Source organism: Ensifer sp. LC163 (genome assembly GCF_001695855.1).
Classification (GTDB): Bacteria; Pseudomonadota; Alphaproteobacteria; order Rhizobiales; family Rhizobiaceae; genus Ensifer.
Map to the genome: position 1 here is coordinate 590,772 of NZ_MBSS01000012.1, position 26,938 is coordinate 617,709.

Here is a 26,938-nt window from a genome sequence, read left to right on the forward strand (position 1 = left end):
ACCGCGATTTTTAAGTCGGCCGGAAGGGGAGCCGCCTATTCTCCAGCCCATAGAGGACGAAAAGTCCCGAAGAGAAGACCGGAAATCGGCTCTCAAGGAAAAACAAGGGCGATTGAAATGCGCAATACACTCTCTCAACCCGCATGGGTCGAAAACACGCTCCGGCTCGATCCGAAGCGTTTTCCTCAGCAGGCAAGCTACGTCCTGCGTGGCCATACAGGCAATGTCACGATCAGCCTGGACGAGCGTGGCGCGGTTCTGCGCAAGGTGCTACCATCAAGCGGCCTGCCGCTTTCGATCGCACTGCCGGCGCGGGCATTCAAAGGGGTCGCGGCACGCGCGATCGACCACGGCGACGGAGACGTTACAGTGACGCTTGAACTTCATCATGACGATCCGGACCTTTGCGTTCCGCTGCTCGTTGCACACGATCTTTCCGATATCGCCGCCGATTGGCGCGCCTGGGCCGAAGCCTATCGCATTCCGATGCTGATGGTCGAAGCCGATGGCGTTGCCCGCGCGCTGGAAGAGCACCTCGGCGAGGTTCGCACCGCGCCGCTCAAGCCGCGGCGCCGCCATTCCTTCTTTGCCGACCGCCGGCCGCGCTTCCTCGTGCGCCGCTCCACCGGCCGGCTTGGCGTCGCCATGAAGATCGACGGACGCGAAATCATCGCCCGTAGCTGACACCAACCGAAATTCCTCCAGTGCAAAAACCGGTCGTTCCCTGCGACCGGTTTTTGTTTGCGGCTACGGCATAATCCCTTAAATCGGATTCGATTTAAGGAGAAAATTATGCAGCAAGTCCAAAGTGCTACAGCGCCCTTAGCGCGTCATACTTGACGCGCGGCGCCGTAACGTCAAAACGTTCACGGCCAAATCGAGGTGTTCCTTTGGAAACAGCCGCTTCGCCTTCTTCATGCCATATCGGGCTCATAGCCAAGGTCACGAAAGAAGGAGACACCCGATGCGCAAGCACCTCGCCGCAGCCGTTGCCGCAGTCGCCGCCATTTTGCGTGCACGTGCCAAGGCAAAGAAGCGCAAGGCTGTCACGGAAGTAAGCTGGGCCTGACGTGCTCCAGCCTTTGCCGACGCATCGGTAAATACGCAAGACGTGCATCGAGCAATTTGGATAAACGGCCGGATCCTCCGCCAAGACGGAGGATTTTTCACATCAGCCGAACAAAAAGGGCCGTGACGAGCCCGGCGAAGATGATCAGCCCTACGACACTATTGAACTTGAACAATGCAAGGCATTGCAAGGGGTCGTGAATGTTCAGCACCAGGATCTGATAGATCAGCAACACGGCGGCGACAAGCAAACCGAGATAGGCAAACAGCCCCGCTCCGGCTACGAGAAACGACAACAGCATAAGCACGATGGCAAGCCCGTAGAGCCCGATCAGCCAGGGGCGTGGATTGTCGCCGAAGCGGCGAGCCGTCGACCGCACGCCGATAAGTTCGTCGTCTTCCCGGTCCTGGTAGGCGTAGATCGTGTCGTAGCCGATCGTCCAGGCAATCGCAGCGCCGTAGAGAAAAAGGGGAGCGAGCGAAAGCGACCCGAACTCGGCCGTCCAGCCCATGATCGCACCCCAGGAAAACGCAAGGCCGAGGAAGAACTGCGGCCAGTCGGTAAAGCGCTTGGCAAAGGGATAGATTGCCACAAGTCCCAACGACAGCACGCCGAGCAAAATTGTGAAGGCGTTAAGCTGAAGAAGAACCACGAGCCCGACGAGCGCCTGCAGCACCATGAAGACCTTTGCCTGAAAGCGGGAAACCCGGCCCGACGGCAATGGGCGCGAACGGGTTCGCGCGACTTCCATGTCGATGTCATGATCGACGATGTCGTTGAAGGTGCAGCCCGCTCCACGCATGGCAATGGCGCCGGCGATGAAGAGGAAGCTGTGAAAAACGAACCGGCCAAGCGAAAATTGCCCCGCTGCCGCCGCTGCACCCGAGGCCAGGGCGATCGACCACAGGCATGGCCACATCAGCAATTGCCAACCGATCGGGCGGTCCCAGCGAGCAAGTTGCGCATAGGGCCAGAGCGCGCGCGGCAGCACGCGGTAGACCCAGTTGTTCGACGGGGCGTCGTGGACGCGTCCGGAATCGGCGGAGAACGTGTTCATGCTCCCTGTTTGACGCCGCGCGCCGGGACGGTCAAGCGGTTCGATGCCGCATCGTCCCGACGCTTGCCGGCATCGTTCAGGGAAGCGTGAAGTCGAAGCGGTAAGTGGCCGACAGGCCGACGAGGAACTGGTTGCGGCTGCCGCGCTCGCGCACGAGGCTGGAGTCGGCCGCCGAACCCAACAGGCGGCGATACTCGGCGTAGGCGCCGGTTTCGAGCTTTTCCGTTGCCTGCCAGTTGATCGCCGCGCCAACACCGGCGGAATGCATGCCGCCGTGCGGATTATAGGTGCTGAGGTCGGATGCTGCCGACTCGGCATCGTTCACGCCGTAATAGGCGCTGAAATAGTCGCTGGTGGCAGCCGTCATACGTGGGCCGGCGGAAATGCGAACATTGCTGCTGATATCGATAAAGGCGTCCGCAGTGACATCGGCGACGATGCCATGATGACTGCGAATGCCCTGGCGGACTTCCGCGCGCACGCGCAACCAATCGGTCGGGTAGACTTCGGCGAAACCACCGAGCTCACCACCGAACTTGACTGGGGCGAGCCCCTTGAGGTCGCTGGAGGTGCCCGCGTCGCGTTCGAAAATCAGCTTGCCGGCGACACCAGCGCGGAAACCGCCCTGGTCGAGCAGCGCATAGGACATGTTGTCGTTGCGCGACGAGAAGCGAACGGTGCTGCCGGCCTTGCCAAGCGAGACCAGCGGCGCGGCCTGGAACATGCGCGTGGAGGCGCCCTCGTATTTCGGGCCGAGAAAGCCGGTGGCGCCGACCTTCAAGTACCAGTCGCTGGACCAGAAATACTGGCCGTCACCAGCCGAGGCCGTGCCTGCGGACAACAAAAGGGTTCCAGAAAGGAGGAGAAGAGAACGGATACGCAAGGAACAACTCCGGAAGAATCATTCGCCGGGGCGAAGTTTGAACCGTGTCCCGGGCGCCGGCCAGTGGCGCAATCTGAGAGGACACGGCGCGACATATTGACCTTTGTTCCTACGATTCCGTTAACCAGATCAATTCAGCTCGCGTTTGCCATGCCGGCCACGGCGCCTACCGGCCCTGGTACATTTTCAGGTAGTGACTGGGGGCGCTTCCAAGCATGCGCCGAAACATTGTGGTGAAGGCTGCAACGTTCTCGTAGCCGGCATCGAGCGCGACATTGGTGATCGGCTCGCCGTCCGCAAGGCGCGGCAGCGATGCGAAGATGCAGGCCTGCTGGCGCCAGGTGACGAAACTGACCCCTGTCTCGTTGCGGAACATCCGTGTGAATGTCCGCCGGCTCAAACCCAGGCGATCGGCCCACTGGTCGATACTGGCCGTGGCCGATGGCGCCTCCAGGAACTGCCGGCAGAGAAGCGCCAGCTTCTGCTCGCGCGGGAAAGGCAGGCCGAGCGGCCGCTCATGCAGAAGAGCGATCTCCTCCAAGAGCAGATCCATGATCAGTTGTTCGCGCCGCTCCGACATCGTTTCGCTCTCGACGCTGACCAGCGCATCGACCAGGCTGCCCGCAAGCGGGGTGATCTCCATCACCATCGGCCGTTCGGCACGCAGCAGCGACGGGGTGAAGTAGATCGAGTGCATGCGCACATCGCTGATCATCTCGGTCGAATGCTCGACGCCTGCCGGGATGAGAAGCGCGTGCCCCGGTGGGACGAGCCAACGCCCGTGGGCCGTGCGCAAAAGAACGACACCCTGGCGCGCCCACCACAACTGCGTGCGCGTGTGGCTGTGGAGCGGAACGGTCAGGCCCGCGCCATAATCGCGGCCAAGGGCGAGCACGGCGGAGTTTCCGGCCTCGATCCAGTCCAGGTTCCTGAAGTGGTCGGCGTCGGCCAGTTCGGGCAAGGTTACTCGATGGATCGGCATTGGCCCACTCACGAAAGAACTCGACCACATCACAAAAGCAGGCCATGGGCAACATCAGTAGAGATAATCGTCGCCGCAAACAACCATCGAGACGGCAAGGAACCATCCATGGCAACGGTTACTTCAACGGGCGGTATAACCCCGGAAAAGACGGCATTCTCCGTCATCCTGGCAGTCAGCTTCTGCCATATGCTGAACGACATCATGCAATCGCTGCTGACGGCGCTCTATCCCTTGCTCAAGGCGAACTATTCGCTCGATTTCGTCCAGATCGGGCTTCTGACCTTCACCTTTCAGCTGACCGCCTCGATGCTGCAGCCGGCTGTCGGCATCATCACCGACCGTTGGGCGCTGCCCTATTCGCTGCCGATGGCGATGCTTTCCACCTGCTCCGGGCTGATCCTGCTCGCGAACGCCCATGATTTTTCGATGCTGCTGCTCGCTGCAAGCCTGATCGGCGTCGGTTCGGCGATCTTCCATCCGGAATCTTCGCGCATCGCTCGCCTTGCCTCGGGTGGACGGCACGGCCTGGCGCAATCGCTGTTCCAGGTCGGCGGCAATGCCGGCAGCGCCATGGGGCCGCTGCTCGCCGCCTTCATTGTCATCCCCTTCGGCCAGGGGAGCCTCAGCTGGTTCTCGATCGTGGCGATCATCGGCTTCCTCGTGCTCTCCTGGGTCAGCACCTGGTACGTGCGCCACCGCCGCTCGTCGATGAGCAGGCCGGCGCCGAGCCGCGCGCTGCCGCTGCCGAAGAACCGCGTGATCTGGGCCGTTGCCGTCCTGGTGCTGCTGACCGCCACCAAGAACGTCTACATGGCCAGCATCTCCAGCTACTTCACCTTCTTCGTCATCGAGAAATTCAGCGTTTCCGTGCAGCAGGCGCAGCTGATGCTCTTCCTGTTCCTGGGTGCGGCCGCCGCAGGCACCTTCCTCGGCGGTCCGATCGGCGACCGGTATGGTGCGCGCTTCGTCATCTGGTTCTCGATCCTCGGCGTCATCCCCTTCGCGCTGATGCTGCCCTATGCCAACCTCTTCTGGACCGGTGTGCTGTCGATCATCATCGGCTTCATCTTCTCCTCCGCGTTTTCGGCGATCGTCGTTTTCGCGCAGGAACTGGTGCCGGGTCGCGTGGGGTTGATTGCCGGTGTCTTCTTCGGCTTCGCCTTCGGATTCGGCGGCATGGGTGCAGCCCTTCTCGGCATTTTTGCCGACCGGCAGGGCATCGAATTCGTCTACACCATCTGCTCCTATCTGCCGCTGCTCGGCATTCTGACGATCCTTCTGCCCAGGATGTCCGCGCGGCATTAGGCAGGCATCGTACGGCAGGCTTTTCAACGGGCGCCGCCATGTGGCGCCCGTTCTGTTTTTTCCGCCCGGTAATGCCTTGCTCCAGTCCTGCTATTTCCCGCAGCCCTGCGTAATCATTCATCAATTTTTGCGCGCTACGGTCGCTGGATGGGGCTTGGGCAGGGGTAGACAATGCGAGGGCGATCGGCGATTCCTGCCTTTTTAACGACGTTGCTTCTGGCAACGGCGGGGCAAGCCGAAACGCTCAACCTGCTCATCTGGGAATCCTATATCGATCAGGCGATCCTCGACCGCTGGACGGCGATAACCGGCGTCGGAATACACCAGGTCTATTACGACAGCGGCGATACCCGCGACGAAGTGCTGGCCGACCCGAACAGCATTGTCGACCTGGTGCTGACCGGGGAAAACGGGGCAGCGATCTTCGGGCGCAAAGGCGTCCTGGAGAAGGTCGACGAGGCGAATGTCGCCTCGCTTCGGGACTATGACGAAAGCTGGCGCAAGCGCTGCTCGAACCATGGCCTGCCCTATCTCTGGGGCACGATGGGCATTCTCTACCGATCGGACATGCTGCCTGAAGCGCCGACGTCCTGGCGTGACCTGATGCAGCCGGCTCCGGCGCTCACCAAACATGTCGCCATGTATGACGACCACAACGAGGCTTTTGTCGCACCCCTCATGCTGCTCGGCGAGTCGATCAACACCAACGAGCCGGCAACGCTGAAGACCGCATTCAACATGATGAAGGAACAGGCGCCGGCCGTCCTGACCTATGAATACGTCATCAGCTCGATCCAGAACCAGGCGATCGGCAAAAGCATCCACATGGCGCTCGGCTACAGCGGCGACCAGCACGTCCTGAACGACAAGGCCGGCACACCGGGCGTCTGGCGCTATGTCGTACCCAAGGAAGGCACGCTTTCCTGGCTCGACTGCATGTCGGTCGTCGCCAAGTCGCCAAACAAGGCGCGAGCGCTCGCCTTCCTCGACTATATCGGCTCGCCCGGAAGTGCCGCCGCAAACGCGCAGGCGCTGAACATGCCGACGCCCAGCAAAGCCGCCTTTGCGCTCCTGCCGGAGGCGATGCGCTCGGACCAGGCGATCTATCCGTCATCAGACATTCTGGCCAAGAGCCAGTACCAGCAAGAACTGTCAACGACGTCGGTGCAGCTGCGCCGGCGCATCATCAGCACATTGGCGAATTTCCAGTGACCCTCGGCAAGCGCGCACTCATCCTGATCTTTCCCGTGGTGCTCGCCGGCTACCTGCTGGCGGCGGTGTCGGTCCATGTCACCCAGAGCCGCTCGATCCGGGCGCTCGAACATGCCAAACTGTCCCAGCGGCTGGAACACGCCGCCGCTGTCTTCCAGAACGAAATCGGCCGCAGCAAGGGCTTCCTCAATGCGCTCCTGAACAGCAACGCGCTGCGCCAGTACATCTCGGAAACCGACAAAAGCTATCGGGCCAATGCGCTCGGCGTCCGGCTGCAGGAAAGTGTCAAGTCGCTTTCCGACGACCCGATGGGCTACGTGTCGCTGGCGATCCTGACATCGAACCTGCAGTCCGAATACTATTTCGAAAACAGCTGGGATCCCTTCGCCGAAATCGACGAGGCACAGCTCAATCTGGCACGGCGGCTGGTGCGCGAAGAAAAACTCGCCGACTGGACCTATCTCTACGACGCCGGACAGAAAGCCCGGATCGTCTATTCGTACTTCCTCGATCCCGTCACGTTCACGCGGCCGCTGCCGAGCAAGAAATCGGGTGCGCTGCTTATCCAGGTGGCAATCCAGCCGGATCGTTTCCTCGACATGCAGGAGACGCTGAAGCAAGAATATGGCGCCGACGTCGTGCTTCAGCCGTGGCCGCTGGCGGTCACCGACGACCTTTCGGCAAGCGTGCATCTCGGGCCATCGCTCTATGCGACGCTGACGGTTTCCAACAATCATTTCGACCGGTTGATGGCCCAACAGAAACTGCTGCTGGCGCTTGGCGCCGTGGCAATGAGCCTGTTTTCGATCTGGCTGATCATCGTTCTCATCCGGCGGTTCATCACCGACCCGATTGCCACGCTCGACGCCAACGTCATGGCCGTCATGGTCGGCGCCCATGACGAGATCCGCAACATGGACGAAAAGGGCGAGATCGGGCGCCTGACGGAGAACATCAGAGAGCTGCATCGCCAGTCGGAACAGTCGCTCAAACTGGTGCAGCGCAGCTCCTGGACCGACACGCTGACCGGGATCAGCAATCGCGGCCACTTCAACGCCGTTGCCGCCGGCATCGTTCGCGAGGCCATTGTCTCGGGTGAAAAATGCAGCCTGCTGTTCATCGACATCGACAACTTCAAGTTCGTCAATGACAAGCATGGCCATGAGATTGGCGACGAACTCCTGAAGACCCTGGCAACGCGCATCGCCGAGAATGTCGAAGCGATCACCGAGCGACGCGGTCAGAAGCCGGCGATCCTGGCGCGGCTCTCGGGCGACGAATTCGCGGTGCTGGTCCGCTCCCGGCCGGGCGACGGCACCGTACGGGAAGTTTCCGCGGCAATCCTGGCACTGTTCGAAGACGGTTTCGAAGTCTCCGACAAGAGCTATCCGGTCACAGCCAGCATCGGCGCTGCCATCTGCCCCGATGATGCGACCAATCTTGCCGAGTTGATCTCAAATGCCGACGCAGCAATGTATCAGGCAAAGACCAGCGGCAAGAACCGCTCGTCCCGGTTCTCGCGCGCCCTGCACGACAAGCGCACGCGCCTGCGCCAGATCCAGGACGAGTTGCGCTCGCTCGATCCGGATGAACAGTTCCACCTTGTCTACATGCCGATCGTCGATACCGATGGCCGGGTGGCCGGTTGCGAGGCGCTGTTGCGCTGGTACTCACCGGTGCTTGGCAACGTGACGCCGGACGAATTCGTACCGATCGCCGAAAGCTCCGGCCTCTTTACCAAGATCGACTGGTGGGTGATCAACAAGGCGATGTCCGACTGCGGGCAGCTGAAAGCGCTGTTTGGTCCCGATACGATCCTGGCAATCAACATTTCCTCGGCCGAACTGCATTCGAAGGCGATCGCCGACTATTTCTCCGATTGCCTCAACCGCCACGGGCTTCAGCCGCAATCGATCGAAATCGAACTGACGGAGACCTTCGCGGTCAAGTTCAGCGACCAGCTCCGCCGCAACATCGATGAGCTTCGCCAAAAGGGCTTTCGTCTATCGATCGACGATTTCGGAGCGGGTTACACCTCCGTCCAGCAAATCATCGAATATACCGCCGATACGATCAAACTTGACCGGGCGCTTGTTTCGAACCTCACGGCATCGCAATCGCTGCCGGTTCTGAGGGCGTTGATCGCGCTGTGCCACGCCAAGGACGTCGCCGTCGTCGGCGAAGGCGTCGATACGCCGGAGAAACTCTCGATGCTGACCGCTGCAGGCTGCGACCTCTTCCAGGGCTACCTCATCAGCAAGCCGCTGCCGCTCGAGGATCTCGGCATCTGGGCACTGACGCGCACCGCGCGCTATGGCAACGAGCAGCGTGATCGCAAGAACCAGCAGGCAATTGCCTGAGCGCAGGTTAGCGCCCCCTACCCCACGGCACCCCGGGAAATGCCTTCCGCGCGGGAATCGTGCCTCAAGACCCCCTGCCCCCTTGACCTGACAGCCGCGCCGCCTTAACCGCAACGCAACAATTTCGGCATGTCGGGGGCAGGCAATGAAGGTTCTTCTGATCGGATCGGGTGGACGCGAACATGCGCTGGCATGGAAGATCGCGCAGTCGCCGAAATTGACCAAGCTCTATGCCGCGCCCGGCAATCCCGGGATTGCCGAGGAAGCGACCCTCGTTGCGCTCGACACCGACAACCATGCTGCGGTCGTTGATTTCTGTCTGAAAGAGGCGATCGACTTCGTCGTGGTCGGGCCGGAAGGTCCGCTCGTCGCGGGCCTCGCAGACGTGCTCCGCGCTGCCGATATCGCCGTTTTCGGTCCTTCCGCCGCTGCCGCCCAGCTCGAAGGGTCCAAGGGCTTCACCAAGGACCTCTGCGCCAGATACGACATCCCGACCGGCGCCTATGGCCGCTTCACCGATGCCGAAACCGCCAAGGCCTATGCGCGCGACCAGGGCGCGCCGATCGTCATCAAGGCCGATGGGCTTGCCGCCGGCAAGGGCGTGACCGTCGCCATGGAACTCGACGAAGCGCTTGCTGCGGTCGATGACTGTTTCGACGGCGCCTTCGGTGCGGCCGGCGCAGAAGTGGTCGTGGAGGCCTATCTCGACGGCGAAGAGGCAAGCTTCTTCTGCCTTAGCGACGGCAGGACCGCGCTCGCGCTTGCCTCGGCGCAGGACCACAAGCGCGTCGGCGATGGCGACACCGGTCCGAACACCGGCGGCATGGGCGCCTATTCGCCGGCGCCTGTGATGACACCGGAGATGATCGAGCGCACGATGAAGGAGATCATCGAACCGACGATGCGCGGCATGGCGGAGAGCGGACATCCCTTCTCCGGCGTGTTCTTTGCCGGGCTGATGATCACCGCCAAGGGGCCGGAACTGATCGAGTACAATGTGCGTTTCGGCGACCCGGAATGCCAGGTGCTGATGATGCGAATGAAGAGCGACCTGCTGCCGCTGCTCTATGCCGCCGCAACCGGCACGCTTGCTGGCATGGAAGCCGAGTGGCGCGACGAGACGGCACTGACCGTCGTCATGGCGTCGAAGGGATATCCGGGCAGCTACGACAAGAACACGCCTATCGTTACGCTTCCGGCAGCCTCGCCGCAGACCAAGGTGTTTCATGCCGGCACAGCGATGAAGGACGGCAGCCTGGTTGCAACGGGCGGCCGGGTGCTGAACATCACGGCAATCGGCGAAAGTGCGAGCGCTGCCAAGGACCGCGCCTATTCGGCAGTCGACGGCGTTTCCTGGGACAACGGCTTTTATCGCCACGATATCGGCTGGCGCGCGGTTGCTCGCGAAAAGGCCTGACCGTCGTCGGCAAATACGCCGGATCATTCAATTTTTACCAAATCTCCTGACGGGAAAGTAAGAGGGAACGCATATTCTCGCCGAGAACAAACTCGGGGAGAAGACCGATGCGCCTGCTGCTGATCACCACCGCCGTTGCGCTTGCAGCCGGCAGCGCCTGGGCATCGTCGATCGAAGCGGTCGTTTCCGGGGACGCGGTCAATTCCAGCGTGGCAACGGTCTCCTGCTCACATTGCCCGCCGCTGCAGATCAAGAAGAAGGTCACCTACATCGTTCCGGAGATCGCCGTCGGCAGCGAGAAGGTCGAGCTCAAGCAGATCAACGGCGAGATGAAGCTCGTGCGCACCGAAGCCTGGCTCGGCGGCTCGCCCGTTGTCTTCGTCAGCAAACCGTCTGAGGACGTCCTCAAGGCGGCCGCGGGCGGAACCGACCAGGCTGATATGGCAACCGCCGCTGCCGGTACCGACGCCAGCAACCCGGGCAATCCTGACATGGCTGCGTCGTTGATCGACGAGACAGCCACCACTGCGGCGGTTCAGACCATCAAGCAGGCAGAGCAGGCGGTCTCGGCGTCGGCCGCCGCCGAAAGCTCACGGCAATTTGATCCGTCGGGTCTCGAACTTCGGCTAAACTAACGACCTAATCGGGAAAGTTCCCTGCCCCGCTCAGCCGCCCCTGCATTCAGGGCTGACGGGCGATTCGCTGAAACAGCGAGAGATTGCGTCCCTGAGAGAAGCAGGGGCGCAATCTTTTTATCGCGGCTCGCGCCGGCCATCGATCCGCGCGACCAAGGCTTCGATCTCTCTGTCGGAATAGACCTCGATACCGTTCTTGATGAGAAGCGCGGCGGTCACGCCCTGCCCCGCATGGCGGGCGCCCGAAAACGTTCCGTCATAGACAAAACCCGAACCGCAGGATGGGCTGCCGTCGATCAAAAGCGCGAAACGACAGTCCGTTTCGCGTGCGAGCGCAAGTGCATTCTCGGCAGCATCCAGGAATTCGCCGGTGACATCGCGGCCGGTGTTCTCGACGACAATCGCCTCGCCATTGAGCACGTCCACTCCGGACATACCGGACGCGATCTCGGCCGGCGGGCGCGGCACCGGCATGCCGGCCGACATTTCCGGACAGATGGTGACGAGCCGGCCTTCTTCGCGCCAGCGGTCGATGGCCGGGTGGATAAGCGGCTTCGACGCGCCGTCGTAGCGCACCGAATGGCCCATGAGGCAGGCGCTGACGAGGATCTTCGCCGTCATGCGCCCCTCCCCGTCATCCCGCAATCTTGGAGAAATCGGCAACCGTGCCGGTCGCCGAACGGATGAGACCGAGCAGCGCCAGGCGATTTGCCCGGATCGACGCGTCGTCGTCATTGACGAGAACGTCATTGAAGAACTGGTCAACCGGCTCGCGCAGCTTCGCCAGGGCCTGCATGGCGGAACGGAAGTCCTCCTTGGCGATCGCCTCGCGTGCCTCGCCGGAGCCCAGCTGAACTGCGGAGTGCAGCGCTTTTTCGGCATCGAGACGGAAGAGACCAGCGTCGACCGCGTCAGCCACCGCCGTGCCCTTCTTCTCTTCGGCCGCCAGGATCTGCGTCGCGCGCTTGGTACCGGCCAGCAGGTTCCTGCCCTCTTCGTCGGTGATGAAGGCCGTCAGCGCCTCGACGCGGCGGGCGATCATCAGAAGATCGTCCACATCCGGCGTCAGTACCGCATCGATCAGGTCGTGGCGGGCGCCGAGATCGCGCAGATAGACCTTGAGACGGTCATGGAAGAAGGACAGCAGGTCCGCCGACACGTCGCTCGTCAGCCCCGGCTTCTGCACTCGCAAAGCGGTCAGCGCGATCTCGAAGAACGGCGTGAGCGGCAGGCGCGCCTTACCTTCGAGGATGAGGCGGATAACACCGAGAGCAGCGCGGCGCAGAGCATAGGGATCCTTGGAGCCGGTCGGCTTTTCATCGATCGCCCAGAAACCGACGAGCGTGTCGAGCTTGTCGGCAAGCGCCACGGTTACGGCGACGGCATCGGTCGGTGCGCGGTCCGAAGGGCCATTCGGCTTCCAGTGATCTTCGATCGCAGCTGCCACCGAGTTGTCCTCGCCCTGAAGCAGCGCATATTTGCGGCCCATGATGCCCTGAAGTTCGGGGAACTCGCCCACGGCTTCGGTGCGCAGGTCGGCCTTTGCCAACACCACGGCACGGTCGACCAACTTGGCGTCGGCGCCGGTCACCTTGGCAAGCTCGGCGGCAAGCGCCCGGATGCGGGCAACGCGTTCGCCCTGCGTGCCGAGCTTGGCATGGAAGGTGACGTTCAGCGCGTCGAGCTTCGCCATGCGCTGGTCGAGCGGCTTCTTCAGGTCGAGGTCGAACTTTTCAGCCGACGGCTTCAAAGTCTCCAGGTCCGGCAGGCTGCCCTGGTCGCGGTGCCAGAAGTGGGCGGCGTCCGACAGGCGGGCGCGCACGACCTTGCCGTTGCCGTGAACGATCTCCTTGCCGCCGTCCTTCGCCTCGATGTTGGAGACGAGGATGAACTTGTTGGAGAGCGTCTCGGCACCCGGCGCACGGGTCACGAAACACTTCTGGTTGGTCTTGATCGTCAGGCGGATGATTTCCGAGGGAATCTCGAGATAGCTCTCTTCAAAGCTTCCCATCAGAACCTGCGGCCACTCGACGAGGCCGGAGACCTCCTCGAGCAGGCCCTCGTCCTCGACGAGCTCGAGCCCGTTGGCAAAGGCGACATTATGCGCGTCGGCGGAGATCATCTGCTTGCGGCGTTCGCCGTCGAGCACGACCTTCGCGCGCTCCAGCTTCTCGGCATAATCGGCAAAGCGGCGCACGGTGATCGCTTCAGGCGCATGGAAGCGGTGGCCATAGGTGACGTTGGAGGCGACGATGCCGTCGACCTCGAAGGCGATCACATGGGTTTCGTCGGTTTCCGAGCCGAAGGTGCAGACGATCGACTGCAGCGGGCGAACCCAGCGCAAGGCGCCCGGCTTGGCCGAGGCGGCACCGGAGCGCATCGGCTTCGGCCAGGGAAAGTTGCGGATGATCTCCGGCATCGCCTCGGCGACGACCTCTTCGGCCGGACGGCCCGGCTTGACGATATGGGCGACGTAGAAATCACCCTTCTTCGGATCGCTGTGGACATGGGCCTCGCTGATCGAGGACAGGCCGGCGCCGCGCAGAAAGCCCTCGATCGCCTTTTCGTTGGCGTCGGTGCGCGGGCCCTTGCGGTCTTCGCGCACATCGGCGGACCGGGCATTGAGGCCACGGATGTCGAGCGTCAGCCGGCGCGGCGTCCAGTATTCGCGTGCGCCCTCATAGGTCAGGCCCGCTTCCACCAGCGCATCGGTCAGCAGCTTCTTGAGGTCGCCAGCCGCCTTGCGCTGCAGGCGGGCAGGAATTTCCTCGGAGCGGAGTTCGATAAGAAGATCGGGCATAGGAGATGACTTTTTCTGTTCCGGACGGTTGCGGCCGACTTAGCAAGCTCTGGCGAAAATGTCACCAAGCCCGACGATGAATTTGACCTACACGCAGGAGGGGCGCGGCGCGATCACCAGCCACCACCGCCGCCCCCGCCGCCACCGCCACCGGAAAAGCCGCCGCCGGTGGAAAAACCTGACGACGAGGATTTCGGCGGGGGCGGCAAGGAGGAGGTCATGGTGTCGGCCATAGAGCCAGCAAAGCCGCCGATCCGATCGCCGAACGACGTCGAGCCGAAGCCGTCGCCATGGTACCAGGCCGGCTGGTAGGCGGCAGCGGCCGCAGCCCCCGCAGCGGCGGCCAGCAGCCAGCGATCGAAGGTTTGCGTCCACGGCTTTTCCACCCCGAGCGCGACGGCATAGGGCAGCAGCGTCTCGAAGTGCAGGGGCGACATCTCGGGCACCCCTTGCATGTTCATCCGGTCCTTCTCGGCAAGCGTCATGTATTGCCGGAGGCCATCGATGCCATCCATCATCCGGGTGCCGAGCGGCGTCGGCGCCCCCATCAGGAAGAAGAACAGCACGTTGACGAGCACGATGCCGCCGATTGCAAACAGAAGCGGCAGTTCGTCGGTCTCGGCGGCGGAGTAGAAGACCACCGCCAGGACGCTCGAAAAGATGGTGAAGGCGACGAAGCCGATGAAGGCGATGACCACGATCGACATGATCCGGCTCATCAGGCTCTTTTCGCGCCGCAGGGATTTGCCGAAGGAAACGGCGAAGATCGAAACGAAAAAGGCGATGAAGACGGGGACGATCACCAGCGGGATGCTGTCCTCGCTCAAATCGCCGAACAGGAACACGGCGGCGACCGCCAGAACCGACAGCAACACGCCGGCGATGATGTAGCCGGTGTTGGCCAGATAGTATTTGCCGCGGTGCTCGCGTTCCATGGCATTGCGGAAGTCGGCCCCTGTTGCCTGCACCTTCGTGCCGTTGACCCTGTCGATCTTCAGCTTGCCGCCGGCGGCATTGACGGCCTTCATCAGGCTCGCCTCGCCGGTCGGCAGCTTCTCGCTACTGCCCTTGCCGGTTGCGGCTATGACGATGGCGCTCTTCAGATCTTCGAGGACGACATGGCCCTTGACCGCGAGACTGAGCGCAGACGCCGACAGAGCCGTCCAGCCCTCGCCGGAAAAGCCCCTGTTGTCGATGTAGTTGACGAGCGCCGGGGAAATGCCGTCGGGGGCGTCCCAGCGCGGCACCATGACGCCGCGCGCCGGATCCCGCCCCACCTTCAGCCAGGCACGACCATAATAGAGCACCACCACCACAAGTCCCGCTCCAGCGATCAGAAGCGCGATATGATCGCGCAGCCACCAGGTGTTTTCCTGGCTCGTGGACGGCCGGTCGATGCTGCCCTTCGGCATCTTGATCGCGATGGTCAGCCCCTCCTTCGGCTCAAGCCGCCGGGTGGTTGCAAAGAAGATCTCGCTGCCTTCCTCGGACGCGCGCGCGTCCTTGCCGGTCGCGCCGTAGCCGCCGGTGAAAACGTCGAGCGCCTCGGCCCGCACGCCTTCCGGCAGATTGACGGTTGCACTTGCCGCATCGATCGGGAAAGCCCATTCGGTGCCCGTCACGCCCCAATAGAGTTCGTCGTGATCATCGAAGAACCGGATCTGCCGGCTCGTCTCATAGGTGAACTGGAACGTATGCTCGCCGTGCGGCAGAAAGACCTCCGCGGATCCGGTGTAGATGCGGATGCCGCCCGAGATCGATTCGGTTCGGTAGGGCTCCTCCTCACCGTCGCGCTCGACCGACAGCAGCTTGAAATCGACCCTGCTGCGGCGGCCCTTGGCATCGGTGAAGGTCAGCGGCAGGTCGCGAAAGATGCCTCGCCGGATCTGGTTGCCCTCGGCATTGGCCGTGATCGTTTCGGTGACCGTCAGCGTCCCGTCCTTGGCGACATCGATCACCGAATTATAGGACGAGAACACCTCGTCCGCCCGCCCGGCGCCCGCCGTCGCCATCAGGAAGAACAACATGCCGAGCAGGGCGACGAAACGGGTCATGCGGTCTCAGACCTTCCGATCGATCTCGAGCGTTTCCATTTTGCACGGAGTCATGGAAACACTCTATTTCTTTGGTTTTCGCATTTCCTGGCGGAAAACCGCTTCGCCCTTTTCCTGGAAAAGCTGGAGGAGCGGTTTCATTCGGCGCGATATCAAGGACGATCACCCGTGAAGGCAACGCCGAGCGATGCAAGCGCATCCCAATAGGCCGGATAGGTCTTGGCGACGCAGCCGGGGTCCTCGATGGCAATGCCGTGGATCTTTAGCCCGGCAAGGGCGAAGCTCATGGCGATGCGATGGTCGGCAAATGTGTCGATCGAGGCCGGCAATGTCTGCCCGGCAAGTCCCGGATCCGAGGAGACGATGAGATCGTCGCCCTCTTCGTGGGCAAGCCCCGGGCGGATGGCGGTCAGGCCCAGCGACAGGGCGCGGACGCGGTCGCATTCCTTCACGCGCAGATTGGCAAGTCCGACAAAGCGCACCGGCGTCTCGTTGAAGGCGGCAAGTACCGCGATCGTCGGCACCGCGTCCTGCATCTGCGACCCGTCGATGACGGCGGGAAGATTCGGGAAGGTGGAGATGACGGCGTGGGCGCGCGCATCGGGCTGCGAAAACACGGAAGCCGGCACGCCGAGGTCGATGGCTCCTCCGGTCAACACTTCGGCGGCCCAGAGATAGGTCGCGGCCGACGCGTCCGGCTCGATTGCGAAGTCGGCGGCGCGATAGCCCGTCGGCGCAACCTGCCAGACGGATGGGCTCAGCTGCTCCACTTCGGCGCCGAAGGCGCGCATCGCTGCGACCGTCAGATCGATGTAACCGCGCGCGCCAATGTCGTCGCCGGCAAGTTCGATACGGACAGGGCCCTTGGCGCCCGGGGCTGCCATCAGCAGAGCCGAGACGTATTGGCTGGAAAGACCGGCGTCGATTTCGATACGGCCGGCAGGGAAGCCGCGCTTGCCATTGACGGTCACCGGCGGGCACCCGGTTTCCGACGTGACCTCGACACCAAGCGTGCGCAGCGCATCGACAAGCGGCTTGATCGGCCGCTTGCGCATGTGCTGGTCACCATCGACGACCACCGGGCCGTCGACCAGCGCTGCCGCGGCCGTCAGGAAGCGCGTCGCGGTTCCCGCATTGCCGAGGAACAGCGGAGCAGACGGCGACGCGAGCCGACCGGTTCCAGTCACGACGAATGTGGTTTCGTCCGGCTCGCTGACCTCGACGCCCATTGCCCGCAAGGCATCGGCCATATAGCGCGTGTCGTCGCTCTTCAGCGCGCCCGTCAGCCGGCTCGTGCCCTTGGCTAGCCCCGCAAGAAGCAGCGCCCGATTGGTGATCGACTTCGAACCCGGCGGGCGGACGTGACCGCGCAAGGGGTGGTCGGTCGGCAGGATGGTCAGCTTCTTCACGGTATCACTCATGCTCGGGTCTCTTTATGCAACTGGCGGCGAGGCTTTCAGCCTCGCAGGCGTGTCTCTTATCATTGGATGGCGTGATCGGGTAACGTCCTCGATCAGAATTTGACTTGCGGCACCGCACGATCCGCCTCGTTGGCAATCTCGAAATAGCCGGCCTTCACGAAGCGGAAAGCGTTGGCGATGAGGTTCGACGGAAAACTCTCGACCTTGACGTTCAGGTCGCGCGCCGCGCCGTTGTAGTAGCGGCGCGACATCTGGATCTCGCCCTCGATCGTTTCCAGCGAGCGCTGCAACTCTGCGAAATTCTCGTTGGCCTTGAGATCCGGATAGGCTTCAGCAAGGGCAAAGAGTTTGCCGAGCGCCTGCGACAGGGCGCCTTCCGCAGCGGCCCGCCCCTCGACATCGCCAGCCGGAACGGCCTGGGCGCGATTGCGCATCGCGATGACTTCCTCGAGCGTCGACTTCTCGTGGGCGGCGTAGCCCTTCACCGTCTCGATCAGGTTGGGGATGAGATCGGCGCGTCGCTTCAGCTGCACGTCGATGCCCGACCAGGCTTCCTCGGCGATCTGCCGCGCCTTGACGAGGCCGTTGTAAACGAAAACCAGATACAGGATCACGACGACGCCGATGGCCAGACCGATCATGGGATACCCTCCAAAAAAGCTCGGCAGAGATTAGCACCGGCTTTCCAGCTTCAAAGACCTTTCTGCAGCATCCGGGCGGAGAAACGCACTCCTCCCCAAATGCAAGCCGAAGGCTGTGAACACACTGTTCACCGCTACGGCACATCCGCACGCCAAAACACCTCGATTCCTGTTCCATCGGGAACCGCAGAGAGCCGGACGATGGGCGATAGTCGCCCCATCGAACAACCCCAGATACGAAGTGAAGACCATGAAAACGCTCGCAACCCTCATCAACGTGATCGCCTTTACGGCGCTCTTCGTTGCCTATGCGAGCGTCGGTTCGGCCGAAATGCCAACCGGTGTCCGCCGGGCGCTGCAGACCTACTCCGGTCAGGCTTACACCGGCACTTACCCCACGCTGAAGCCAACTTGGAAGATCAGCGTCGATGCCAGCGACACGATCTGAGATCTAGCCCCGGGCCATCCGCGTCGCAATCCCGCTGGCGGCTTCATCGGCGCCGAGATTGGTGACGTCGAGTTCGATCAGCTGATCGCATTTTCCTCTCAACAGAGCGTGCCGGCTTCTGAGATCGATCAACACTTGCGGATCGGTCAGCTTGTGGGCCCTGGAACGACCCGCACGCATCAACCGCTTCAGGTTCTCCTCGATCGCGCAATCGAGAACGACAGCGACGAAACGGGCGCCGCGATCGGCGGCCAGTGTCGCAAAGTCTTCGAACGCGCGACTGTCCAATGCATCATCCGAAAGCGCGTCGGTGAAAAGGAAGGATTGCGAAGCGTCGGCCCGGCGTACATGGTCGAGCACCGCCGTTCTGATCGTTGCCCGCAGCGAGCGATAGAGCGGCGTGCCCCCGGCAAACAGCGCCTCGGCCGGATTGATCAGGGTGTGATTGTCGGCAAGCCTCGCGCCGAGATGTTCGGCGAGATGGCGTGCGATGGTCAGCTTTCCGGTGCCCGGCTAGCCATTGATGTGAACGATGAGGCTGGCGGGCCCGGCGATCAAGCAGCGTCCCGGTTGAGGTTCGCGCCGCCGGCATCGGTCAGCAGGAACGCTTCGCCGCAGGCCTTTGCCAGCGTGCGGACACGCAGGATGTAGCTTTGCCGCTCAGTGACCGAAATCACCCCGCGCGCATCGAGCAGGTTGAAGACGTGGCTTGCCTTGATGCACTGGTCGTAGGCCGGGAAGACGCACTTGTGCAGCTGGTTGTTGGTACTGTCCGCAGGTGCGCCGGCCGCCAGCAGAGCCTGGCATTCTGCCTCGGCATCGATGAAGTGCTGGTGCAGCATTGCGGTATTGGCGTATTCGAAGTTGTACCTCGAATATTCCTGCTCCGCCTGCAGGAAGACGTCGCCATAGCTGATCTTCTCGGCGCCTTCGCGGCCGTTGAAGTTCAGATCATAGACATTGTCGACGCCCTGGACATACATTGCCAGACGCTCGAGACCGTAGGTCAGCTCGCCGGAGACCGGCGAGCATTCGATGCCGCAGACCTGCTGGAAATAGGTGAACTGCGACACTTCCATACCGTCGCACCAGCATTCCCAGCCAAGGCCCCAGGCGCCCAGCGTCGGGCTTTCCCAATCGTCCTCGACGAAACGGATATCGTGCAGCAACGGATCGAGGCCGATCGCCTCCAGCGAGCCGAGATAAAGCTCCTGCAGGTTGGACGGGTTCGGCTTCAGGATCACCTGATATTGATAATAGTGCTGCAGACGGTTCGGGTTCTCGCCATAGCGGCCGTCGGTCGGGCGACGGGAGGGCTGGACATAGGCCGCACGCCATGGACGGGGACCGAGCGCACGCAATGTCGTTGCCGGATGGAACGTACCGGCGCCGACTTCCATGTCGTAGGGCTGCAGCACCGCGCAACCCTTGTCGGCCCAATAGTTGTGCAGCGTCAGGATCAGGGCCTGGAACGAGCGCTTGGGGTTCATGTGGTCGGGCAGCGAGGCGGTGGTCATGGGGAACGTCCGAATTCTTCACGAAATGAGAGCCGGACAGGTGCCACGCCGGGCGACAGGGGTCAAGCGCCCAGGCGGATCTGCGTGCACGCAAAGACGCACGGAAAATCTCAGTCGTCTTCGCGCTTGAGCCGGTATTCGCCGGTCTCGGGATCCTTGACGAGAGTCCCGCTGGCGCCGGTCTGCTGCTCTCGGCGCGTTTGATCGCGCTGACGCGTCAGTTTCTTGGCATCCGCAATGAACTTGCGGTAGCCGATCCATAGAACGATGCCTGCGATCAGGAGCAGGATAAGCTGCGGCATTTTTCCTCCCTACTGCATACTTTTATCCTCAAATCGAGTTCGATTTGAGGATAAAAATATGAAGCCATTCAAAGTGCTACAGCGACCTTTGCGCGTCTAATAAGATGCGCGGCGCTGTAGGCCCGTCGCGCCGGTCGCGGTTCAAAGCCCGAAACGCGCCCACAATGCCCTTTCCTCTACTGCTTCGGCAAGACCTGCCATCGCAGAAGCCGCGATCGGCGCGGCGATATCGCCGGCAATCGATGCACCGGTCTGGCGGCGCCCGAAGAGACTGCGCACCGGCTGGATCAGTTCGAGCCGCGCCTTCTCGCCATACCGCTTCTTCACCTCGCCGCGCAGATCGCCAAGGCCGTCGATCAGACCGAGCTCCAATCCGCGCCGCCCCGTCCAGAAAAGACCGGAAAAGACGTCGGGATGGTCGGCCAGCAATTGCCCGCGGCGGGCCTTCACCATCTGAATGAAGGTATCATGGATATCGAGCTGCAGGCTTTTCAGAAACTCGATGTCGCGTTCCTTTTCCGGCTGGAACGGGTCGAGCATGACCTTGTTCTCGCCGGCCGTATAGACGCGCCGCTCGACGCCGATCTTCTTCAACAGTTCCGGGAAACCGAAGCCACCGGACACCACCCCGATCGAACCGACGATCGAGGTCGGATCGGCGATGATCTCGTCGCCGGCAAGCGCGATCATGTAGCCGCCGGAAGCGGCCACGTCCTCGACGAAGACGAGCACGCGCTTCTTCTTTTCCTCGGCGAGATCGCGGATGCGCTGGTAGATCAGCCGCGACTGCACCGGCGAGCCGCCGGGCGAGTTGATCGAAATCGCAACGGCCGGGGCTTCCTTCATCGCGAAGGCCTTCTCCAGCAAGGGAGCGGCCGAAGCCAGATTGAGCGTCGGACGAAACTGACCGCCGCCGGCCATGATTGCGCCGTGAAGCCGTACGACGGGGATCGCAACGCCATCCCGCCGAAAACGCTTCGGCATCAGCCTTTTGAAGAACCCGGCCATTTCAACTCCTGCAATACGAACTCTTGCCCTTGCATGTATGCACTGGTCGTCCAAACGCAATGCCGCATACGGTAAATCAACGGCGCCGATAGGCAGCGCGCCCGTTGTTGAGATCGTCGACATCTTGAGAAAAGCGATGGGTGCCCTCCTCGTGCATGATCAGCGGCGCTCTCAGCACCAGCCGCTTGCGGCTCTGCTTGATCGCGGTGACGAGGATGCGCACGGCATTCTCGCCGATGCGCGGATGCAGTGGCGTAATCTCGATGCCGCCGAAGCGGCGGCCGCAGGCCGCAATGATATCGGCGATCGATTCCGGCCGGGCGATCAGCGACAATTGCCCGCCCGGCTTCATGATCGCGCCCGCCGTCTTGATCCAGATCTCGAACAGGTTGTCGCTCATCGCGTGCGCCTCGGCCTTCAGGCCGTCCGGCGTGCGCCGGTCGGAGGCATCGTTGAAAGGCGGGTTCATGATCACATGGTCGAAGGCATCGTCGGGCAGCCCGGCGGCGCGGCGCGCCCTGCCGGCAAGCGAGACGTCGGCCTCGATCACCGACACCCGCGCGGCGAAACGTTCGTTTTCGGGAAGCGCCAGGCTTCGGCGCGCAAACGCCGCCATGGTCGGCGAGCGCTCCACCAGAACGACCTCGGCCAGATCAAGCCGCGAGGCGACCGCCATGCCGGCAGCACCGGCGCCTGCGCCAAGATCGGCCACGCGGCAGGCGCGGTCGGCGGCAACCAGCGAAGCCAGCAGCATCGCATCCATGCCGGAGCGATGCCCCTGCCCCAGCGGCTGCACGACATGGAACCTGCCGCGGTGAAACGCATCGACCGTTTCGGTCTGGGCACGCGTCATAGGTCGTTCGCTCATGGCCGATCCTCACCTGCGGCGGCAGACGAACCGGCGATCATGCCCGCAACTCCGCTTCCAGCCCGGCCTCGATCAGAATGCGGCGCGCGGCATCGGCATCGTCATCAGGCACGAGGAAGCGGCGCGGCAGCAGGCCCAGCGACCCCTCCAGAATGCTCATGCCCTGATCGGCGATCAGGCAGTTGATACCGGCGTCCTTCATCAGGCTTTCCGCAAAAGAGAGCAGAACGACGTCGTTGGTGCGGATCAATTCCTTCATCCAGCGGTTTTTCCTGTCCTATTTCAGCAAGCGGGACAATTCGCCTCTTGCCGCACGTGCCCCCCCTTCCTATTGTCGAAAGCGACAATGAAAACAGGAGTCCCGGTGTTGGGCGTAGTGATACCGCTGGAAGACAGCAAAAACAAACAGGCGTCCGTGAAGCCGCTCGTTGACTTGACGTCGCCCGACATGGAACGCGTCAACCAGCTCATCCTGTCGAAGGCCGGCTCCGACGTCCAGATGATTCCTGAGGTTGCCAACCACCTGATCTCGTCGGGTGGCAAACGCCTGCGCCCGATGCTGACGCTCGCCTCCGCGGCGATGTTCGGCTATGAGGGCGACGCTCACGTCAAGCTCGCCACCAGCGTCGAGTTCATGCATACGGCAACGCTTTTGCATGACGATGTCGTGGACGAAAGCGATCTGCGCCGCGGCAAATCCACCGCCCGCACCATCTGGGGCAACCAGGCAAGCGTGCTCGTCGGCGACTTCCTGCTCGGCCAGGCCTTCCGCATGATGGTCGATGTCGGCTCGCTCGATGCGCTCGACGTGCTTTCGACCGCAGCGTCGGTGATCGCCGAAGGCGAGGTGCTGCAGCTTTCCGTCGCCAAGAACATGGAGACGACCGAGGACGACTATCTCCAGGTCATCCGCGCCAAGACCGCAGCGCTTTTCGCCGCTGCCGCCGAAGTCGGCCCGATCGTCGCCCAGACCAGCAAATCCGACCGCAACGCGCTGAAATCCTATGGCATGAATCTCGGCCTCGCCTTCCAGCTCGTCGACGACGTGCTCGACTATGGCGGCTCGGCCAGCGATCTCGGCAAGAATGTCGGCGACGATTTCCGCGAAGGCAAGATCACCCTTCCGGTCATTCTGTCCTATCGCCGCGGCACGGCGGAAGACCGCGCCTTCTGGCGCCAGGCGATCGAGGGCGGCGACAGCAGCGATGCCAACCTCGAAAAGGCGCTCGGCCTGATCAAGCGATATGGCGGCCTGAACGACACCATCGCCCGTGCGCAGCACTATGGAACGATTGCGCGCGATGCGCTGGCACCGCTCCCGGTTTCGCCCTGGAAATCGGCGCTGGTCGAGGTCATCGACTTCTGCATCGACCGGGTCAGCTGACGCGACGCTGCGGCCGCACCAGGACCTCCAAGAGGAATTTCTTGCCGCGTTGCGCCAAAAAAGCCATTCTGTTCCTCAAGAGTTGTACCGGGCAACACGTGGCTGATTCCAAGACAACCCTCAGTCGTGCGCAAGGCCGAGAGATCGGCAATGAAAGGTTTGACATGCGGCAAAAGACGATCCTCCGCCTTCTCAGCGGCGCTGCACTGCTGGCTCTTGCCTCGGTCAGCACCAGCTACCAGGCTTTCGCCGAGGAAAAGGCCGCCGTCGAGGAGACCGAGCCTTTCGACATCACGTCCGTCAACACCTTTGCCGGCGCGTTCCTCGCTGCCCGCACCGCCGACACGGACCGTGACTTTGCCGCGGCCAACGAACTCTACCGCATTGCGCTGCAGTTCGAGCCTAACAACAACGAAGTCAAGCAGCGGCTGATGATCACGCTGCTGATGGCCGGCAAGTTCGACGACGGCGCCAAAATCGCCGAACAATTGAAGTCCGACCCGGCCGTCGAGCGCATCACCACCGTCATCCGTGCGATCGAGGCGATCCGCAAGCGGGAATACCGCAACGCGCAGAAGCTCTTGAATTATGAGGGGCCGAACGATCTCGACCGGCTGATGAACGGCCTGCTTTCCGCCTGGGCTAAATTCGGCCAGGGCAAGCCCAAGGAAGCGCTGGCGCAGGTCAACGGCCTTGAAGGGCCGGACTGGTTCCGTGTGTTCAAGAACTACCATGCCGGCGCAATCGCCATCGCTTCCGGCGACAAGACCACCGCGCGCGCCAAGCTCAACGACGCGATCCTCGATCGCGAAGGCGGCAGTGCTGCGCCCGACACGTTCATGCGTGCGGTCGAGGCCTTGGCACGCTTCGAGGCGCGCGAAGGCAACAAGCAGAAGGCGCTCGACACGATCGCCGTCGGCGAGAACATGGTCAACAACTACACTCCGCTCGAAGCGCTTCGGAAGAACATCGAGACCGGCATACCCCAGGAGCAGCAAGTCAAGAACGCATCGCAGGGTGCGGCAGCCGTGCTGTTTTCCATCGGCGGCGCGCTCAACCGCGACGGCGCCGAAGACATCGTCTCGCTCTATCTCCAGACGGCACGCCGTCTCGATCCGGAAAGTGCCGATATCCTCGTGATGCTGGCCGGTATTGCCGAAAACCTGAAGAAGCCGAAGGAAGCGATCGAGCTTTACCAGAGCGTGCCCGAGGCCTCGCCGATGCGCAGGCTCTCGGAACTGCAGCTTGGTCTCAGCCTTGCCAGCATCGGCAAGGTGGATGAAGCCAAGAAGCACCTCAAGGCGCTGATCGACGTCGATCCCAAGAACATCCGCAACTATCTCGCCTATGGCAGCGTGCTGTCCGATGCCAAGGAGTACAAGGAGATGGGTGAGCTCTACGACCGGGCAGTCGACGCGATCGGCCCGGTGCCGAAGCGCGGCGACTGGACCGTATTCTTCCAGCGCGGCATCGCTTACGAGCGTCAGAAACTCTGGGACAAGGCTGAGCCGAGCTTTCGCAAGGCTCTCGAGCTCAATCCCGACCAGCCGCAGGTGCTGAACTATCTCGGCTATTCCTGGGTCGACATGAACATCAACCTGGAAGAAGGCCTCGACATGATCCGCAAGGCGGTCGAGCTCAAGCCCGATGACGGCTACATCGTCGATTCGCTCGGCTGGGCCTATTTCCGCATGAACCGCTTCGACGATGCGGTGGTCGAGCTTGAAAAGGCTGCCGAGCTAATGGCCGGCGATCCGACCATCAACGACCACCTCGGCGATGCCTATTGGCGTGTCGGCCGCAAGCTGGAAGCCGTGTTCCAATGGACGCAGACGCTTGAGCTGAAGCCCGAGGAGGCCGAGATCCCGAAGATCAAGGCCAAGATCGAAAACGGCCTGCCGCCGCTGAAGGAAGTGGTTCCAGCGTCTGCCGACGCCAAGGAAACCGTGCCGAAGAAGGTTACCCCGGAGGCGCCTGCGCCGGACAAGAAGTCCTGATCGCAGCATGCTTGAAGGCGAGATTGCGGGCTTCGCGCTGACACGGACGGCGCCCGCCAAGATCAATCTGGCACTGCATGTCGTCGGCCAACGGGCCGACGGCCACCACCTCCTCGAAAGTCTTGTCACCTTTGCCGACCGCGGAGACCGGGTCGGCCTGACGCCGTCGGACGAAGACCGTTTCACCCTATCCGGACCATTCGCCGCCGAATTATCGACGACAGGCGCAGACCAGGGGGGCAATCTCGTGCTCAAGGCGCGGGACCTTCTGCGCCAGGCCCTGGCTTCGCAGGGTATCGACACCCCGCCGGTCCATATTCATCTCGAAAAGAACCTGCCCGTTGCCTCGGGCATCGGTGGCGGGTCCGCCGATGCGGCCGCTACGCTGCGCGGGCTTCTCGACCTCTGGCGAACCAGCATCGAACCGGGATCGCTCGCAGCCTTGGCGCTCGAGCTCGGCGCCGACGTGCCTATGTGCCTTGACGGCAGGCCGCTTGTTGCTCGCGGCATCGGCGAGAAGATCACGCCGGCTGAAGAGCTTCCCTCGTTCCCGATCGTGCTGGTCAATCCCCTGGTCGCCGTCTCGACACCGGTGATCTTCCGGACACTGGAAAAGAAGATCAATCCGCCGCTTGCCATGCCCGTCGGCCTCATATCCCCTGCGGCCTGGCTTGCGGCCATGGCAGCGATGCGCAACGACCTGGAGCCGCCAGCGCGCTTGCTGCAGCCGATCATCGGCGGCGTTTCAGACGCGCTGACAACAACCGGAGCGGCGCTGGTGCGCATGTCCGGTTCAGGCGCCACCTGCTTCGGCCTGTTCGACAGCGACGAAAGCGCGCAGCGCGCAGCGCACACCCTTTCTGCCGCCCATCCCGAATGGTACGTTCTTGCCGGCAGAACCGTAGGCAAGGGGAAATAAAATGGCCGGGATCAACGACAATCGCCCCTTCATTCCCGTCGGCATCGCCATTCTGACGGTCTCCGATACGCGCACGCTGGCTGACGACAAGTCCGGCGACACGCTTCAGGCGCGGGTGCTTGGCGCCGGCCATCGTCTCGAAGCGCGCGCGATCGTGCCCGACGACAAGCAAAGGATCCGCGACCAGGTGGAGGCCTGGACGCTGAACGACACAATCGACGTGGTGATCACCACCGGCGGAACCGGCTTTACCGGCCGCGACGTCACGCCTGAGGCGCTCGAGCCGCTGTTCGAAAAGCGCATGGATGGCTTCTCCGAGGTTTTCCACCGGATCTCCTACGAGAAGATCGGCACGTCGACGATCCAGTCGCGTGCAACGGGTGGCGTCGCCAACGCCACCTTCATCTTCGTCCTGCCGGGTTCACCCGGGGCCTGCAAGGACGCATGGGACGGCATTCTCAAGCCGCAACTCGACTACCGGCACATGCCGTGCAACTTCGTCGAGATCATGCCGCGGCTCGACGAGCATCTGAAACGGGGCTGAGCGGGCCTGTCCCGACATGCATCCTGGAAATTGCCGCTGCCGACACGGCGCGGCGACCGCACAAATGTATGACGCACCCGGCCTGTTCCCTAGGGAACTGCGCAGCTCCTAT

The 26,938-nt window shown here is 62.6% G+C and carries 25 protein-coding genes; 11 read left to right on the plus strand and 14 right to left on the minus strand.

What is annotated here, in order from left to right:
* The first annotated feature begins 117 nt into the window (after window positions 1–117).
* The gene (locus tag BC360_RS12780; protein WP_065782722.1) at window positions 118–684 is read left to right on the plus strand and encodes a DUF6101 family protein; all 567 of its coding nucleotides are present in this window, start codon (window positions 118–120) and stop codon (window positions 682–684) included.
* A 482-nt stretch (window positions 685–1,166) separates the two neighbouring features.
* Here BC360_RS12780 and ubiA read toward each other — a convergent pair whose 3' ends face one another.
* From ubiA to BC360_RS12795, 3 genes are all read right to left on the minus strand, one after another.
* Window positions 1,167–2,126, minus strand: coding sequence for a 4-hydroxybenzoate octaprenyltransferase (ubiA, locus tag BC360_RS12785; RefSeq protein ID WP_065795419.1), 960 nt, complete (start codon window positions 2,124–2,126; stop codon window positions 1,167–1,169).
* A gap of 76 nt (window positions 2,127–2,202) precedes the next feature.
* The gene (locus tag BC360_RS12790; RefSeq protein ID WP_065795420.1) at window positions 2,203–3,009 is read right to left on the minus strand and encodes a MipA/OmpV family protein; all 807 of its coding nucleotides are present in this window, start codon (window positions 3,007–3,009) and stop codon (window positions 2,203–2,205) included.
* A 166-nt stretch (window positions 3,010–3,175) separates the two neighbouring features.
* Window positions 3,176–3,991, minus strand: a complete 816-nt coding sequence (locus BC360_RS12795; protein WP_065782727.1) for an AraC family transcriptional regulator — start codon at window positions 3,989–3,991, stop codon at window positions 3,176–3,178.
* Window positions 3,992–4,099: 108 nt separating this feature from the next.
* Between BC360_RS12795 and BC360_RS12800 the strand changes: the two genes are divergently transcribed.
* The 5 genes from BC360_RS12800 to BC360_RS12820 all read left to right on the plus strand — a co-directional run bounded on the left by BC360_RS12800 (window position 4,100) and on the right by BC360_RS12820 (window position 10,923).
* Window positions 4,100–5,299, plus strand: a complete 1,200-nt coding sequence (locus tag BC360_RS12800; RefSeq protein WP_065795421.1) for an MFS transporter — start codon at window positions 4,100–4,102, stop codon at window positions 5,297–5,299.
* A 171-nt stretch (window positions 5,300–5,470) separates the two neighbouring features.
* Window positions 5,471–6,511 carry a spermidine/putrescine ABC transporter substrate-binding protein gene (locus tag BC360_RS12805; RefSeq protein WP_065795422.1) on the plus strand — a complete coding sequence of 347 codons (1,041 nt, stop codon included), beginning with the start codon at window positions 5,471–5,473 and terminating at the stop codon, window positions 6,509–6,511.
* Window positions 6,508–8,871, plus strand: coding sequence for a putative bifunctional diguanylate cyclase/phosphodiesterase (locus BC360_RS12810; RefSeq protein ID WP_065795423.1), 2,364 nt, complete (start codon window positions 6,508–6,510; stop codon window positions 8,869–8,871). The genes BC360_RS12805 and BC360_RS12810 overlap by 4 nt, the downstream gene beginning before the upstream one ends.
* 145 nt (window positions 8,872–9,016) lie before the next feature.
* Window positions 9,017–10,288 carry a phosphoribosylamine--glycine ligase gene (gene purD / locus BC360_RS12815; RefSeq protein ID WP_065782736.1) on the plus strand — a complete coding sequence of 424 codons (1,272 nt, stop codon included), beginning with the start codon at window positions 9,017–9,019 and terminating at the stop codon, window positions 10,286–10,288.
* A gap of 107 nt (window positions 10,289–10,395) precedes the next feature.
* On the plus strand, window positions 10,396–10,923 hold the full coding sequence (locus tag BC360_RS12820) for a plant virulence effector HPE1-like domain-containing protein (RefSeq protein WP_065782738.1): 528 nt from the start codon (window positions 10,396–10,398) through the stop codon (window positions 10,921–10,923).
* A 117-nt stretch (window positions 10,924–11,040) separates the two neighbouring features.
* On the opposite strand, the gene BC360_RS12825 is transcribed toward BC360_RS12820, so the two are convergent.
* The 5 genes from BC360_RS12825 to BC360_RS12845 all read right to left on the minus strand — a co-directional run bounded on the left by BC360_RS12825 (window position 11,041) and on the right by BC360_RS12845 (window position 17,839).
* Window positions 11,041–11,544: a DUF523 domain-containing protein gene (locus tag BC360_RS12825; RefSeq protein WP_065782740.1), complete on the minus strand. Its 504-nt coding sequence runs from the start codon at window positions 11,542–11,544 to the stop codon at window positions 11,041–11,043.
* Window positions 11,545–11,557: 13 nt separating this feature from the next.
* Window positions 11,558–13,723: a glycine--tRNA ligase subunit beta gene (gene glyS / locus BC360_RS12830; protein ID WP_065782741.1), complete on the minus strand. Its 2,166-nt coding sequence runs from the start codon at window positions 13,721–13,723 to the stop codon at window positions 11,558–11,560.
* Window positions 13,724–13,836: 113 nt separating this feature from the next.
* Window positions 13,837–15,750, minus strand: a complete 1,914-nt coding sequence (locus BC360_RS12835; RefSeq protein ID WP_413813742.1) for a DUF2207 domain-containing protein — start codon at window positions 15,748–15,750, stop codon at window positions 13,837–13,839.
* 179 nt (window positions 15,751–15,929) lie between these two features.
* A complete protein-coding gene (locus BC360_RS12840; protein WP_065795425.1) occupies window positions 15,930–17,198 on the minus strand; it encodes a 3-phosphoshikimate 1-carboxyvinyltransferase in 1,269 nt (422 codons plus the stop codon).
* A 92-nt stretch (window positions 17,199–17,290) separates the two neighbouring features.
* Window positions 17,291–17,839 carry a LemA family protein gene (locus BC360_RS12845; protein WP_065782745.1) on the minus strand — a complete coding sequence of 183 codons (549 nt, stop codon included), beginning with the start codon at window positions 17,837–17,839 and terminating at the stop codon, window positions 17,291–17,293.
* Between the two features lie 250 nt (window positions 17,840–18,089).
* Between BC360_RS12845 and BC360_RS12850 the strand changes: the two genes are divergently transcribed.
* On the plus strand, window positions 18,090–18,287 hold the full coding sequence (locus tag BC360_RS12850) for a hypothetical protein (protein WP_065795426.1): 198 nt from the start codon (window positions 18,090–18,092) through the stop codon (window positions 18,285–18,287).
* Between the two features lie 3 nt (window positions 18,288–18,290).
* Here BC360_RS12850 and BC360_RS33140 read toward each other — a convergent pair whose 3' ends face one another.
* From BC360_RS33140 to BC360_RS12880, 6 genes are all read right to left on the minus strand, one after another.
* Window positions 18,291–18,575 (minus strand): hypothetical protein, encoded by a 285-nt coding sequence (locus BC360_RS33140; protein ID WP_413813740.1) that lies wholly within the window; start codon window positions 18,573–18,575, stop codon window positions 18,291–18,293.
* A gap of 266 nt (window positions 18,576–18,841) precedes the next feature.
* Window positions 18,842–19,804, minus strand: a complete 963-nt coding sequence (locus BC360_RS12860) for a glycine--tRNA ligase subunit alpha (RefSeq protein WP_065795427.1) — start codon at window positions 19,802–19,804, stop codon at window positions 18,842–18,844.
* A gap of 110 nt (window positions 19,805–19,914) precedes the next feature.
* The gene (locus BC360_RS12865) at window positions 19,915–20,106 is read right to left on the minus strand and encodes a hypothetical protein (protein ID WP_065782751.1); all 192 of its coding nucleotides are present in this window, start codon (window positions 20,104–20,106) and stop codon (window positions 19,915–19,917) included.
* A gap of 141 nt (window positions 20,107–20,247) precedes the next feature.
* Window positions 20,248–21,114, minus strand: a complete 867-nt coding sequence (locus BC360_RS12870) for a S49 family peptidase (RefSeq protein WP_065795428.1) — start codon at window positions 21,112–21,114, stop codon at window positions 20,248–20,250.
* A 76-nt stretch (window positions 21,115–21,190) separates the two neighbouring features.
* A complete protein-coding gene (locus tag BC360_RS12875; protein WP_065795429.1) occupies window positions 21,191–21,967 on the minus strand; it encodes a tRNA1(Val) (adenine(37)-N6)-methyltransferase in 777 nt (258 codons plus the stop codon).
* 52 nt (window positions 21,968–22,019) lie between these two features.
* Complete coding sequence (locus BC360_RS12880) at window positions 22,020–22,241, minus strand: DUF2007 domain-containing protein (protein ID WP_053250818.1); 222 nt, start codon at window positions 22,239–22,241, stop codon at window positions 22,020–22,022.
* Window positions 22,242–22,349: 108 nt separating this feature from the next.
* Between BC360_RS12880 and BC360_RS12885 the strand changes: the two genes are divergently transcribed.
* From BC360_RS12885 to moaB, 4 genes are all read left to right on the plus strand, one after another.
* Entirely contained in the window at window positions 22,350–23,366 is a 1,017-nt protein-coding gene (locus tag BC360_RS12885) for a polyprenyl synthetase family protein (RefSeq protein WP_065782755.1), read from the plus strand.
* A gap of 164 nt (window positions 23,367–23,530) precedes the next feature.
* Window positions 23,531–25,363, plus strand: a complete 1,833-nt coding sequence (locus BC360_RS12890; protein ID WP_065782757.1) for a tetratricopeptide repeat protein — start codon at window positions 23,531–23,533, stop codon at window positions 25,361–25,363.
* A 7-nt stretch (window positions 25,364–25,370) separates the two neighbouring features.
* Window positions 25,371–26,282, plus strand: a complete 912-nt coding sequence (locus tag BC360_RS12895) for a 4-(cytidine 5'-diphospho)-2-C-methyl-D-erythritol kinase (RefSeq protein ID WP_065795430.1) — start codon at window positions 25,371–25,373, stop codon at window positions 26,280–26,282.
* Window position 26,283: 1 nt separating this feature from the next.
* Window positions 26,284–26,826 carry a molybdenum cofactor biosynthesis protein B gene (gene moaB, locus BC360_RS12900; protein ID WP_065795431.1) on the plus strand — a complete coding sequence of 181 codons (543 nt, stop codon included), beginning with the start codon at window positions 26,284–26,286 and terminating at the stop codon, window positions 26,824–26,826.
* Window positions 26,827–26,938: the final 112 nt, after the last annotated feature.